12 protein-coding genes and 1 tRNA gene are annotated in these 13,811 nt (G+C 58.7%); 5 read left to right on the top strand and 8 right to left on the bottom strand.

The features are described 5' to 3' along the window. Nucleotides 1–288 precede the first annotated feature (288 nt). Nucleotides 289–1,464 carry an N-methyl-L-tryptophan oxidase gene (gene solA, locus QRN38_RS16860; RefSeq protein ID WP_057417790.1) on the top strand — a complete coding sequence of 392 codons (1,176 nt, stop codon included), beginning with the start codon at nt 289–291 and terminating at the stop codon, nt 1,462–1,464. Here the strand turns inward: solA and QRN38_RS16865 are convergent, their stop codons facing one another. From QRN38_RS16865 to QRN38_RS16890, 6 genes are all read right to left on the bottom strand, one after another. Beyond that, nucleotides 1,465–2,835, bottom strand: coding sequence for a TolC family outer membrane protein (locus QRN38_RS16865; RefSeq protein WP_007246049.1), 1,371 nt, complete (start codon nt 2,833–2,835; stop codon nt 1,465–1,467). 1 nt (nt 2,836) lies between these two features. Then, nucleotides 2,837–4,174 carry an HlyD family type I secretion periplasmic adaptor subunit gene (locus QRN38_RS16870; protein ID WP_054090601.1) on the bottom strand — a complete coding sequence of 446 codons (1,338 nt, stop codon included), beginning with the start codon at nt 4,172–4,174 and terminating at the stop codon, nt 2,837–2,839. After that, nucleotides 4,171–5,970: a type I secretion system permease/ATPase gene (locus QRN38_RS16875; protein ID WP_057417791.1), complete on the bottom strand. Its 1,800-nt coding sequence runs from the start codon at nt 5,968–5,970 to the stop codon at nt 4,171–4,173. Before QRN38_RS16875 ends, QRN38_RS16870 begins: the two co-directional genes overlap by 4 nt. Nucleotides 5,971–6,050: 80 nt before the next feature. Beyond that, nucleotides 6,051–6,434: a protease inhibitor Inh/omp19 family protein gene (locus tag QRN38_RS16880; protein WP_081025328.1), complete on the bottom strand. Its 384-nt coding sequence runs from the start codon at nt 6,432–6,434 to the stop codon at nt 6,051–6,053. A 59-nt stretch (nt 6,435–6,493) separates the two neighbouring features. Further along, nucleotides 6,494–7,921 (bottom strand): serralysin family metalloprotease, encoded by a 1,428-nt coding sequence (locus QRN38_RS16885; RefSeq protein ID WP_054090602.1) that lies wholly within the window; start codon nt 7,919–7,921, stop codon nt 6,494–6,496. Nucleotides 7,922–8,397: 476 nt separating this feature from the next. After that, nucleotides 8,398–9,069, bottom strand: a complete 672-nt coding sequence (locus QRN38_RS16890) for a Bax inhibitor-1/YccA family protein (protein WP_002553978.1) — start codon at nt 9,067–9,069, stop codon at nt 8,398–8,400. A gap of 121 nt (nt 9,070–9,190) precedes the next feature. On the opposite strand from QRN38_RS16890, the gene QRN38_RS16895 reads away from it, so the two are divergent. Together QRN38_RS16895 and QRN38_RS16900 are read left to right on the top strand one after the other, a co-directional pair. Next, a tRNA-Ser gene (locus tag QRN38_RS16895) sits at nt 9,191–9,278 on the top strand. Nucleotides 9,279–9,434: 156 nt separating this feature from the next. Next, nucleotides 9,435–10,343, top strand: coding sequence for a LysR family transcriptional regulator (locus QRN38_RS16900; protein WP_007246046.1), 909 nt, complete (start codon nt 9,435–9,437; stop codon nt 10,341–10,343). On the opposite strand, the gene QRN38_RS16905 is transcribed toward QRN38_RS16900, so the two are convergent. Together QRN38_RS16905 and QRN38_RS16910 are read right to left on the bottom strand one after the other, a co-directional pair. After that, nucleotides 10,329–11,108, bottom strand: a complete 780-nt coding sequence (locus QRN38_RS16905) for a substrate-binding domain-containing protein (RefSeq protein WP_057417643.1) — start codon at nt 11,106–11,108, stop codon at nt 10,329–10,331. The two genes, QRN38_RS16900 and QRN38_RS16905, sit on opposite strands and share 15 nt — an antisense overlap. A gap of 15 nt (nt 11,109–11,123) precedes the next feature. Further along, a complete protein-coding gene (locus QRN38_RS16910) occupies nt 11,124–12,425 on the bottom strand; it encodes an MFS transporter (protein ID WP_057417642.1) in 1,302 nt (433 codons plus the stop codon). A gap of 283 nt (nt 12,426–12,708) precedes the next feature. Between QRN38_RS16910 and QRN38_RS16915 the strand changes: the two genes are divergently transcribed. Continuing rightward, nucleotides 12,709–13,296, top strand: coding sequence for a hypothetical protein (locus QRN38_RS16915; protein WP_007246043.1), 588 nt, complete (start codon nt 12,709–12,711; stop codon nt 13,294–13,296). 122 nt (nt 13,297–13,418) lie between these two features. Further along, nucleotides 13,419–13,811: a sulfurtransferase complex subunit TusD gene (tusD, locus tag QRN38_RS16920; RefSeq protein WP_005767378.1), complete on the top strand. Its 393-nt coding sequence runs from the start codon at nt 13,419–13,421 to the stop codon at nt 13,809–13,811.

The raw sequence follows: 13,811 nt of genomic DNA on the forward strand, positions 1-13,811 counted from the left end.
CGCTCCGTGCGGTACGGCATGCCTTGCTCTTAGTCACTGCACATGAACGAAAGCGCTCTTTATCACGATGGCACTGACGACGCAGATTGCGACGTAAGTGACGGCTGAGCCCTGACACTGATCCAGGGGATGCGAGGCAGGACGCCGAGCAAGCTGCACACTCAAGATCGGACGCAGAGCATCGGCGCGACAGTCATATCAAGACTCGGTATAACCTTATGCAGCATTGGTCATTGATTCGGCTGGCTGTCGAGCGTGAAATAGACGATTTTTCGAGGCGTAGCGCACATGGATCAACGTTGTAAAGTAGCCGTGCTCGGCCTGGGAGCCATAGGCGCTGCCACGGCCTATCAATTGGCCAGGACAGGCGTTGATGTCATAGGTATCGACCGCCATGAACCGCCGCACACGTTTGGCTCCAGCCACGGCGATACCCGCATCACACGACTGTCGGTTGGCGAAGGCCCGCAATACCTGCCGCTGGTACGCAGTTCACACAGCATCTGGCGCGAACTCGAGGCACTGAGCGGCGAATCGCTGTTCGAGCAGTGCGGCGTGCTGGTGATGACCTCCAGCCCGAGCTATGACGCAGCGGACGCTGACGACTTCATCCACAAGACCATCGCGCTGGCACGCGCCTATGGCGTGGAGCATCAGGTGCTGATGGCTACCGCCATTCGCGAGCGTTTTCCGCAGTTCGCACCGGTGCTGGACACGGCCATTGGCTACTTTGAACCCGAGGGCGGTTTTGTTCGGCCAGAACGCTGCATCGGCGTTCAGCTCAGGCTGGCAGCGCAACACGGCGCACGGCTGCTGACCCACGAGACCGTCACGCATTTACAGCCGTACGGCGAACAGGTGCGCATTACCACCGACAAAGGCTCGATAATCGCCGACAAGGTCGTGGTCAGTGCCGGCATGTGGTCGACGGAGCTGCTGGGTGCACCTTTCAGTGACCTGTTGAGGGTGTGCCGGCAAAAGCTGTTCTGGTTCGAACGACAGCAAGACGCGGTATTTTCTCCGCGCTCGCCCAGCTTCATCATGATTCACGGGCCCGGTGATGCTGACGTGAGTTACGGCTTCCCGCCTCTGCCCGGCGAAAACAGCATGAAGGTCGCCACCGAGCAATACATTGAGGACTCAGCGCCGAGCACGCTGGACCGCACCGTTACCGCGAGCGAGGAGCAGGACATGTTCGACACCCAGATAAAGGGCAAAATTGCAGGCCTTAGCCCGCATGTCGTCAAATCCTCGGTGTGCGCCTACACCGTCACGCCCGACTACCACTTCATCATTGATGAACACCCGCACCTGAAAAACGTGACCGTCGTATCGGCGTGCTCCGGTCACGGTTTCAAGCATTCAGCCGGGCTGGGGCTGGCCCTCGCGCAACGCTGTATTCACGGCAAGAGCGATGTAGATCTTTCAGCCTTCTCGCTCGCACGGTTCAGCGCCCCTGTTTAATTACCGCTGCCGATCACGGCCATCGCGCGCCAGCACGAAGGCCTCGTCGATGCGCGCCAGATCGGTGTCGCGCAACGTACCGGCGTAGTAATGCAGTTTGATCCACGCCATCAAATAATCGTAACGGGCTTTCGCCAGATCGCGCCGGGTGCTGTAGAGCTGCTGCTCGGCGTTGAGCGCATCCAGGCTGATGCGCTCGCCACCCAGAATGCTCTGGCGTGTCGATTCGACCAGCGCCTGCGCCGACACCAACGCTTTCTGATAAGCGCGCAGCTTGCTCACCCCGGACGCGCAGGCGTTGAACTGGCGACGCAGCTCGATCAGGGTTTCACGGGTCTTGCCTTCCAGCTCGTATTCAGCCTGTTCACGCTTACTGTTGGCCTGACGCACCGAAGCACTGGTGCCGCCACCGGCGTACAGCGGCAGACTGACCTCGATGCCCACGGTGTTAGTGTCGTAACGCTGATTGTAGGTGTTGCCGCTGTCCGACTCGTTCTGGCGAATGCTCGCGAAGGCATTCACCGTCGGCAGATGACCGGCGCGATTGCGCTCCACGTCATAGCGCGCCACCTCCACTGCCTGACGCTGCGACGCAAGTATCGGGCTATTGGCCGCGGCCAGCGCATGCCACTCGGTGAAACTTGAAGGTGCCAGTACCAACGCCTGAAAACTGTCCTTCAAAGGGTCCAGTTGCGCAACATCGATACCCGGCTCGCCCAGCAACGCTGCCAGTTCACGCAAGGCAGCGTCCTGTTCGTCGCTGGCTTCGATCTGCTCGGCAATCGCCAGCTCGTTGCGAGATTCAGCTTCCAGAATGTCGGTACGGGTGCCCTCGCCTTGCTGGAACATCTGCCGGTTCTGCGCAAACTGGCGCTCGAACGCCTGCTGTTTGGCGCGCGCGATGCTGATCTGGTCCTGAGCAAACAGTGCCTGGGTGTAAAGGGTCAGCACCCGCACCAGCAATTCCTGACTCTTGCTGCGAAAGGTCTCGTCGGCAAACAGTGCCTGAGCCAGGCCCTTGCGGTAATTGGCGTAGGCCTCGTAATCAATCAACGGCTGCTGGATCGTCAGGCTTGAACCAAAGCTGTTGTAGTGGCGATGATCCGTGGTGTCTTCGCGGCCACCTTTAAGGGTGGCTTTTGAATCGTTGCGCCCTTTGTTGTAGTTGTACGACACGCGAGGCAACAGGCCGGCGCGACCAATGATCCGGTTCTCAAGGCCCGCATCGCGTTCCTTGAGTGCGCCGAGGTAGGTCGGATCATTGCGCAGCGCCAGCTCGTAGACCTGAAACGGTCCCATCGCATGACTCAACGGCGCTGTACCGAGCAGGATGGCCGTCAGCAAAGCGGCTTTCAGAGGATAACGCATCATCCTATTCCTCCGTCAACGCGGAGCCGGCACGGTCCAGCAAAGGTTTGAACAGGTAGTTGAGCAGCGAACGTTCACCCGTGCGCACGAACATTTCAGCGGGCATGCCCGGCTTGATCACCAGACCGTGAAGTTTTTCCAGTGCGGCATCACCCACCGAGGTACGCAGTACGTAATACGGCTGACCGGTTTTTTCATCCTGCATCTGGTCGGCGGAAATCAGGCTCACTTCGCCGGCCACCCGAGGTGTGCGGCTCTGATTGAACGCGGTAAAGAGGATGTCGACCGGCAAATGGCTGGCGACCTTGTCGATCAACTGCACCGGCAAACGCCCTTCGACTTCCAGTCGGGTGCCTTGCGGAACGATCTCCAGCAAGGTTTCACCGGCCCGCACCACAGCGCCTTCGGTGTGCACGCCCATGTTCACAGCGATGCCATCGGCAGGCGCAAGAATGGCGCTGTGCTGCAGACTGAAACCTGCCGACGCCAGTTGCTGCTCAAGGGTAAGCGCCTTGACCTGGGCATCGGCCCATTGGCTGCGCACCTCTTTCTGGTATTCCTCGCGCTGCTGCTGAAGGCGCAGCCGCGATTCGACGATGCCCTGCTCTATGCGCCCGGTTTCGCCTGCGTTCTGCGCCAGGCTCTGCTGCACTTGAGACAACTGGCGCTGGAACTCCAGCAGGCGGTTGCCCGGAATGAAGCCGTTTTGCGCCAGAGGTTCCAGGTTACGCAGTTGCTGACGCAATGAGTCGGCCTGGGCCAATAGGTCCGAACGCGCGCGACGCATGCCGGCGAGTTGCAGCCCGGCACCTTCAATGCTCGCCTGCAAACCGGATTGCTCGCGCGCCAGTGCCTGACGACGGCTGCTGAACAACTGGCGCTGCCCCTCAAGCACCAGGGCCAGACGCGGGTCAGGATTCTGGCCCTGCCCGGCGGCGATCAGTTCTGCGGGGAAGCGCACCTCATCCAGATTGTCGCGCTCGCTTTGCCAGCGGGCCAGGCTGGCCCAGGCCATGCGGTATTGAGCGCCCAGCGATTGCACATCCGCCTGGACCTGCGTCTGATCAAGACGAAACAGCGGCTCGCCTTCTTTGACCAGTTGGCCTTCGCTGACGAGAATCTTGCTCACCACGCCACCGTCGAGCGACTGCACGGCCTTGCGTTTGCCCGAAACCACCACCGTGCCCTGCACGGCAATGCCCTGATCAAGTGGCGCCAGACTGGCCCAGAGAAAGAAACTGCCCGCCCCCGCGAGCATGAGGATCCAGCCGGCGCGCACGAAAAACTGCACCCCGCGCTCCTTGCCTGGCACGGCGTAATGAGTGTCGAGAGGGCTGTTCATACGTCGGACTGCCTGTTCTGGTTGCCGTACTGACGGCTCATGGAGAGCCCGGCAGGTACCGAGCGGGGTTGCGGTTGTGCTGCTTGCGTGGTGGACGCTTGCCCGGAAGATGCCTGGCCGGACAAGGCTTGCAGCACCTGAGCCGTAGGGCCGAATGCCTGCATGCGACCTTCGCTCAGCACCAGCAGGCAATCGGTCTGACTCAAGGACTGGGTGCGGTGAGTGACGAGCACAACGGTGCATCCACGCGCCTTGAGTTCACCCATTGCCTGGGTCAGGGCCGCTTCGCCGGCGGCGTCCAGATTGGAGTTGGGCTCATCGAGCACCACCAGTTTGGGGTCGCCGTACAAGGCGCGGGCCAACGCAACGCGCTGTTTCTGACCGCCGGACAAACCGCCGCCATCATCGCCCAGCCGCGTGTCATAACCTTGCGGCAGGCGCAGGATCAGTTCATGCACACCCGCCAGTTGCGCAGCCGCCACCACCGCGCTCGCGTCGCCCTCGCGAAAGCGCGCGATGTTTTCTGCCACGCTGCCGCCAAACAGTTCGATGTCCTGCGGCAGATAACCAATGTGTGGCCCCAGCGCCTCACGGTCCAGACGGTGCATGTCGGCTCCGTCCAGACGCACCGTTCCGCCCAGTGCGGGCCATACCCCGACCAGCACCCGGGCCAGGGTCGATTTGCCGGAACCCGATGCGCCCAGCACGCCGAGCACCTCCCCTGCCTGCAACTGGAAGCTCACCTGCTGAACCGTAGGCGAGGTTCGACCCGGAGGCGCAGCGCTGACCTGCTCCGCACTGATCTGACCACGCGGCGTGGGCAGCGCCATGCGCGGCACGGGCTCCGCGTAGGTCTTGAGCAACTGGTCCAGACGCCCATAGGCCAGACGTGCAGAACTCCATTGTTTCCAGACTGCAATCAGTTGATCGATAGGGCTGAGTACCCGCCCCATCAGAATGGAGCCGGCGATCATCATACCTGCGGTCATGTCGCCACGAATCACCAGCAACGCTCCCAGCCCCAACACCAGTGATTGCAGGCACAGGCGCAGCGCCTTGCTGATCGAACTGATCACCGCTCCGGTGTCGCTGGCGCGGTTCTGCAGGGCCAGAAAGCGCCCGTGCACATTGAACCAGCGACGACGCAACGCTTCGAGCATGCCCATCGCCTGAATGGCCTCGGCCTGCTGCAGATGACGGGTCGCCAGTTGCGACGACTGCTGCGAATAGCCACTGGCCTCGGCCAGCGGTTTGCGGGTCAGCCACTCATTCAGACAGGCCAGCCCTACCAGCAACACCGTACCAACACTGGCCAGCACGCCAAGCCAGGGGTCGAAAAGAAAAATGACCGCCAGGTAGACGGGAAACCAGGGGGCGTCGAAGAACGCGAACAACGCAGGGCCGGTGAGAAACTGCCGGATGAAGGACAGGTCGCCCAGCGCCTGTCCGGCCTGGCGCTGCCCGGCATGCAGGTTGCTCTCGAACGCGGCTTGATAAACGCGCAAGTTGAAACGTCGCTCCAACTCGCTGCCGATGCGGATCACCACAAAGCTGCGAATCATCTCCAGCACGCCGATAAAGGCGAAGAACCCGACCACCATCAGGGTCAGCATGGCCAGTGTGGTCTGGTTCTGTGAGGTCAATACGCGGTCATAGACCTGCAACATGTAAATCGATGGAGCGAGCATCAACACGTTGATCAGCGCGGTAAAACAACCCACACCGATCAACGCGCTCTTGTAGTCTGCCAGCGCTTTGTAGAGCGGTGGCTGGGCGCTATGGGGCAACGCACTCATGGTTGTTCCTTGATGGTCTTGCTTGCGACGGATGAAATCCATGGTGTTTATCAAATAACGCGCTCAGGTCCATGAAACGCTTAATCGGCGAACCGTCCAAGGATCAGTAATTCTCCGCCGGGCAGGCGTGCCTCATAGGTCTGCTCGTCCATCCTGTTGAGGTGAATCAGCCGATTGCCCTGGTTGTCAATGAGCGCCAGACCATCCGGCGTCGGAAACCAGCCGGCAGGTGGTTCATGCAACCATTTTGCAGCGCAGGCCACATCACCGGTCAGTTGTGGTGCTTCGGTATTCAGTTGCAGCTCACAGGCATCGTCCGCCTTCCCCTGAAGAGAAAGTCGCCATTGACCGCTGAGTTCGGCAGGGTTGGGCAGTTTTAAACTCATGGCCATGCTTGCTCCGGAAATCCCCACCAGCAGCACAACGGCAACTGGCACGATTCGAACAAAGTAATTGATATTCATGATGGGGGTACATTCCAGATCATGGGCGGCTGCTGAGAGTCGCCCATGATTGTTACAGATTAAACCACGATATCAGTGGCAAATGCTTGACCAACAGTTCCCACCAGAAAGTCCCCAGCGCCCTGACCGGTGAAGTCGATCGCCAGGCTACCCAGGTTGCTGCTCTGGTTGTAGTTCAGGATCGCTTCGCCAGCATGACCGCTGAAGGCGTTGACGAACTGCAACGCGCTCAGCGTGGAGATAGCCGATACGTCGATCTTGTCCTGACCGCTGACAAAATCGCGAATCGTGTCCTGAGCGGCACGGTTGGAATCGGAACTGGCGCCAAACACGAAAATGTCTGCGCCTGCGCCGCCGGTGAGGCTGTCTGCGCCGCCACCCCCGTAGATGATGTCGTTGCCGGCACCGCCTTTGAGGTCGTTGGCGGCAGCATTGCCGATCAACAGATCGTTGCCCGAACCCCCAATTGCGTTTTCCACCACAACGCCCTTGGCAATGGAGACGTTACCCACCATGCCGCCGACGTCAGAGAACGAGGCCGCGTTCAGGTTGATTTTCTGGTTCTGGGTGAAGCCGGAGAAGTCGAGGGTATCCTTGCCCCCGCCATCCCACACCGAAAACACCACCTTGGAAGAGGCGGATGTGGCGCTGTAGAAATCGCGCCCGGCAGTGGAGTTGAAGCCGTAGACCGTATCAGTGGCCCGCGTGCTCAGGTTCGCGCCGTAGAGTTGCTGAACAGCCGCAATATCGTCCAGCAACGGTGCCGAGGAATACGACGGAGCGCCGCCCTTGACGAAGTTCTGGTCGGTATTGGACTCACTCCAGTAGCTCATGACGCTGTAGCCGCGCGTGTCTTCTGCGTAGGTTGCGTCCTTGTAGGTCGGGTTGCCGTCACCAGCGTTGTAGTCGCCAGGGTGAGACAGGCCCAGGGTGTGGCCGATTTCGTGGGTCAGGGTCTGACGACCATAGTTACCGTTGTCCGGGGAGACGTTTTGCCGGTAAGAATCGCTGATCAGGTACCAGGACTGACCATCTGTACGGCCGCCGCTCGGCAGGTAGGCAAACGCCGACCCGCCATTGCTGCCATCACTGTAGTTACCAAAGGTCATATGCCCGTCGCCGCCGGAAGCCGCTTGGGTAAAGCTGACCTTGGCAACGTCTGCCCAGGATTGCATCGACAATACCGCTTGGGCTTTCTGTTGCGCATTGAACGCACTGAAAGTCCCCAGAGAATTGTCGAACCCGGCAGGTTTGGCCGTCAGGAATGTGTACGTGAGGTTGATGGTGCCGTTACCGTCGCGGTCCGACCAGGCGTGGTCATCGCGAAGAATGAAATTAGCAGCCTGATCGACCGAGTACGAAGGCTTGCCGTTGATCGTGAGGTTACCTCCACGGTCATACTCGTGCGCAAACGTATTGATCTGATCGAATGAGGTGCTGGTAGCGGCGGAGAGTTGAATTGCAGCATTTTCTTTGACTTTCGTCATGACACTTCCTTGTATTGCTGATAGAACGAATTTAGGTGTGACAGGACTCCACCTACAGCGAGAAAATCCTGTCACTCGCCATGTGTTGCGTAACAAAACTGACACATCTTGAAAAAATGTGTCCACCCCTCCTGGATGATGTCAATTGGCCTAAAGTAGGAAAGTGCCTACAGGCATTGGGGAATAGCCTGGTATTTTTTTCAGTGATAATAGAAAAACGATAAGCGGCTGATAAAACTGTAACAATCTTGATAAAAATGACTGATCGGTCAAAAAATTCGGTGCCTCAGGCAGGACGAAACGGGCATCGTCAGGTTGACCCTGTCGCCTTCGCAAACACGCTGAAAGACCGGCATAACGCCAGCACCGAAAGATCTGACGTCGTTCAAAACACAGAAAAGCAAAAGCCCCGAAAATTCGGGGCTTTTGCGTGCAGCGAGGTGGCCTGAACGTTCAGGCCACCTTGATCGTGTGGATCAGTCGTCGCGGCTCATGATGCCGAAGATCTGCAACAGGCTGATGAACAGGTTGTAGATCGACACATACAGGCTGACGGTTGCCATGATGTAGTTACGCTCGCCACCCTGAATGATCGCGCTGGTCTGGAACAGAATGCAGACCGACGAGAACAGTACGAAACCTGCGCTGATCGCGAGTTGCAGGCCGCTGATCTGGAAGAACATGCTGGCCACTACCGCGCCAAGCAGCACGAAGAAGCCTGCGGTGATGAAGCCACCCAGGAAGCTCATGTCCTTGCGGGTGATCAACACGTAGGCCGACAGACCGCCGAAAACCAGTGCGGTCATCGCAAATGCGGAACTGACGACTTCAGCGCCACCGGCCATGCCCAGATAACGGTTGAGGATCGGGCCCAGCAGGAAACCCATGAAACCTGTCAGGGCAAAGGTAGAAACCAGGCCCCAGACCGAATCACGCAGCTTGTTGGTCAGGAAAAACAGACCGTAGAAGCCGATCAGCACCACGAAAATGTTCGGGTAGCCGACGCGCATCTGCTGCGCGACAAACGCCATGACACCGCTGAAAGCCAGCGTCAGAGCAAGAAGACCATAAGTATTGCGCAGGACACGACTAACCTCGAGCTGGTCGGCCTGCATGCCGGTTTTAAGGCTGTAATCCTGTTCGCGCATGGCGAAACTCCTTCCTGTTGAAATGTTGAGTTGCAAAGATCATAACAGAGCCGCCGCAACTGGCTAGTCACAGAGTTTGACAGCTTGTTTCATTCCGGTATTATGGCGCCCGCAACGTAGTGGAGGTATGGCCGAGTGGTTTAAGGCAGCAGTCTTGAAAACTGCCGACTGTAACAGGTCCTAGAGTTCGAATCTCTATGCCTCCGCCATATTTGGTAGCGCAAAGCCCTGATTATTCAGGGCTTTGTCGTTTCTGGGGTTTGGCCCTGAGTTTTGCGAGCCCCCCTCCCCGTGCGTCCCTGACGAGCCGCCCGGCCCGACCTGATAAATTGATGCCCACACCGTATCAATCCACTGGCCACGCAATGTCTATCAACTTTGATCTCAACGATCTGCAAGCCTTTCGTGCCGTTGTCGAAAACGGCAGTTTTCGCAAGGCTGCGGAATCAGTGCGGATCACCCAGCCAGCGCTCAGCCGCCGCATAGAAAAACTTGAATCGGCGCTGAATGTGAAGCTGTTCGAGCGCACCACTCGCAAGGTCAGCCTGACCACTGTAGGCCGCGCATTTCTGCCGCAGGTCGAACGAATACTGGATGACCTGGACATTGCTCTGATGACGATCGGCGAAGTCGGCTCCACGCGGATGGGCAGCGTCACGATTGCTTGCGTGCCCTCGGCGGCGTACTACTTCATGCCGCAGGTGATCAGCGCCTTTCGCGAGGATTACCCGAAGATCAGGGTCAAGGTGCTGGACGCCAGCGCCAACGAGGTCAACAGTGCCGTTGCCCTTGGCGAAGCCGATTTCGGGGTGAGTTTCAGCGGCAACCTGGCGCCGGAAGTGGATTTTGAACTGCTTTTGCAGGAGCGCTACGTGATGGCGTGCCGCCGGGATCATTCGCTGGCGATTCGCGAAAGTGTCAGTTGGGAAGAGATGTACAGCCACGATTACATCGCGCTGGACATCACCTCGGGCAACCGGCTGGTGCTGGATCAGGCGCTGGCACGATCACGACCGCACAAGGAAAGTATCTGCGAAACACGGCACGTCACCACGATGATCGGTCTTGTTGAAGCGGGGCTTGGCGTGGCGGCGGTACCCTCGATTGCCATGCCAATGACCGCTCACCCGTTTCTGGTGAGCGTCCCATTGGTTGAACCTGAGGTAATCCGCAACGTCGGGTTGATCAAGCGTCGCGGCCGCACGCTCACACCTGCGGCCCTGGAGCTGGAGCAACTGGTCCGGAAAATGCCGTTCCGGTCAGCGGGGAACTGAGTCCAGCCCGGTTTCCTGCACGGTGGCCTGCGCCTTTGGGGATGCCAGGTAATCGAGCAAAGCCTTCGCCTGTTTCGGGTGCTCGGCGTTGACCGGTATGCCTGCGGCGTAACGAGTGACCGATTGAACGTCTTCGGGAATCTTCGCCACGAAGGTCACGCCGGGAACCGGCAGCAACTCGGCAACCTGCTGAAAGCCCACTTCGTAATCGCCTTTGGCAACCACCGAGGCCACCGGAATGCGCTCGATCATCTTGCTCTTGGGCGCGAGTTCTTGCTGAATGCCCAGCTTTTTAAAGAGCTCTTTTTCGACGTACACGCCACTGGCGCTGTCCGAATACGCGACCGACCTGGCCCTGAGCAGCGTATCTTTCAGCTCGCTGTCGGTGCCGATAGCAGGCTTGGCAGCGCCCTGTTTCACGACCATTCCGATACGCGAATCGGCCAGTTCGACACGCGATGCGGGGTCTACCTTGCCCTGTTTGATCAGGTCGTCCAGCGCATAGCCGACCATGATCACCACGTCGGCATGCTCACCACTGGCCAGGCGATTGGGAATGGCCTCAGGCGCTTTGCCCATCGACGGGCCGAGAATGGTGTCCAGTGAATCCCCGGAAGACGCCGCATATTGCGGCCCGAGCAACTTGTACGCAGCGGTAAACCCGCCGGACGTCATGACCTTGAGTTGTTCGGCCTGAGCCGCAGCGCTCACGGCGACGCAGCCTAGAAAAAGCACAGCCAGTTGATGTTTACGCGATGAGTTCATGTTCATGTTCCTTGATTACACGGCCAATTGCGGGCGAGCTGAAATGTGCCGGTACAGCACCAGTGTCGCGCCCAGGGCGCACACCGCAGCGAAAGTCATCCAGTACGCAGGCGCAGCCTTGTCGCCGGTCAGGTGGATCAGCCATGTGGATATGGCCGGAGTGAAGCCACCGAAAACCGCGGTCGCCAGGCTGTAGGCCAGGGAAAAACCGGCAACGCGAACCTCCACCGGCATGATTTCAGTCAGCGCAGGGATCATCGCGCCGTTGTACAAGCCGTAGAGGCACGAGAACCACAGCAACACTTCCAGCATATGGCTGAAGCTGGGCGCCTGAGCGAGAAACGACAGCGCCGGATAAGCACTGATGATGGTCAGCAAGGTCATTGCCACCAGCAGCGGCTTGCGCCCGAAACGGTCGCTCAGCATGCCGCCGATGGGCAGCCAGATAAAATTGGACACGCCGACCAGCAAGGTCACCAGCAGAGCATCGGCGGTACTCAGGTTCAGCACGGTTTTGCCAAAGGTCGGCGCATAGATGGTGATCAGGTAAAACGTGGTAGTCGTCATGGCAACCATCAGCATCCCGGCGATGACCACACGCCAGTTCTGCAACAGGGTCGCGAAGACCTCGCGCATGCTCGGGCGGTGTGAGCGGGTGGCGAACTCTTCGGTTTCCTGAAGGCTGCGACGCAGCAGGAAAATAAACGGGATGATCAGGCAACCGATGGCGAATGGAATTCTCCATCCCCAGTTAGCCACCGCAGCAGGGGCCATCCACTGGTTGAGGGCGTAACCCAGCGCAGCCGCGACAATGATCGCCACCTGCTGACTGCCGGATTGCCAGCTGGTATAGAAGCCTTTGCGACCCGGCGTGGCCATTTCGGCCAGATACACCGACACCCCGCCCAGCTCGGCTCCGGCAGAGAACCCCTGCAGCAGGCGCCCCAGCAAGACCAGTGCCGGTGCCCAGAGCCCGATAGTCGCGTAGCCGGGCACCAGCACAATGAGCAGCGTGCCACTGGCCATGATCGACAGGGTCACGATCAAGCCTTTGCGGCGGCCGACGTCGTCTATATAAGCGCCAAGAATCACCGCACCCAAGGGGCGCATCAGGAAACCCGCGCCAAAGACCGCAAAGGTCATCATCAACGAGGCGAAGTCGCTGGTCGCGGGAAAGAAGGCCGAGGCGATTTGGGTGGCGTAGAAGCCGAACAGGAAGAAATCGAATTGTTCGAGGAAATTGCCTGACGTGACGCGAAACACTGCTCCGGCCCGAGACCGGGCGGACGCAGCTTTATGAGGGGATGAGCCATTCATGGGTGTTCTCCAGCGATCTTGTTAGAGTGCTTGTCAGCGCTTGTGATCGAGGAGTCTGCCGGACACACTTTGAAACGATAAGTGCTATGTTTTCATCGATTGATGTTTATTTGTTATCAATACCGTCAAGACATCTGCACATCTGCGCATTGATCGGGCCGTTCATGCAACGCCGATTGTTTTTGAAACGTGTAATCTGACTCGCGACATTCCCCCAAGAACTCATGCTTTTAATTCATACGTGCCGGGCCAAGGCACTGACGATTACGCCCGAGGAAATAAGATGCAGACTGACGTGCTCAAACCAGAACCGCTAGAACCAGAAGTGCTTGTTGTGACACTCAATGCCCGCTTGCAGCCCGTGCACAGAGGTGAGCTTTTTGAAGACCCCCTGGACGAAGTGCTACGCAATCATGGTTTAGGGGAGGTTTGCGGAGGCGGAACGGGCACAACCGAAGAAGGTGAGGTCGCCTACTGCGACATCGAAGTGCTGCTGTCCAATCCGACCCCTGAAAATATCGAGCTGCTGATCGGGGTATTCAATTCGATGGGTACACCAAAAGGTTCTGCCCTGAGGCGGAATAGGGATGAAGGGGTCACAAGGTTCGGCAACCTGGAGGGCTTGGGCCTTTATCTCAATGGCACCGATCTGGCGGATGAAGTCTACGAGCAATGCGAACCCACTTTCGTTCATAACGAAATCACCCGTTTGATCGAAGGCAATGGCGAGATCTACAGCTATTGGCAAGGGCCGTCCGATACAGCGCTTTATCTCTACGGGCCATCCTTCGAGGTGATGAAGGAAAAGATCAGCGCTTTCCTGAATACCTATCCGCTGTGTCAGAAATGTCGTGTAGAACAGATAGCCTGACCGACTTGCACGCACATGAAAAACGGGCGTTCATTGCATGAACGCCTTCTTCATCTCGCCAAACCCACACGCCCGCACATGAATTCTTTATCATTGCGCATGTTTTATTGGCAGAGCCGATCATGAAATTCGCCATTTCGCTTTTTTCCGCCGCGCATGCGCCCTCCTCGCGACGGGCCTTGCTGTTTGCCAGGGCGGTGCTGGCAGGCGGGCATGAGATTGTCCGGCTGTTTTTTTATCAGGACGGCGTGTACAGCGCGTCGGCCAATGTCGTGACGCCCCAGGATGAGGAAGATCTGGCGCTGCAGTGGCGCGATTTCATCGCCGAGCACAGCCTTGATGGCGTGGTGTGCATCGCGGCTGCACTGCGTCGCGGCGTGCTTGATACTCAAGAAGCCGAGCGTTATCAGCGGCCAGCGGCAAATCTGCTGGCGCCGTGGGAATTGTCCGGGCTGGGTCAATTGCACGATGCAGTGCAATCCGCTGACCGTCTGATCTGTTTTGGGGGGCCATGA

The sequence above is a fragment of the Pseudomonas sp. CFBP2511 genome (genome assembly GCF_030209255.1).
Taxonomy (GTDB): Bacteria; Pseudomonadota; Gammaproteobacteria; order Pseudomonadales; family Pseudomonadaceae; genus Aquipseudomonas; species Aquipseudomonas avellanae.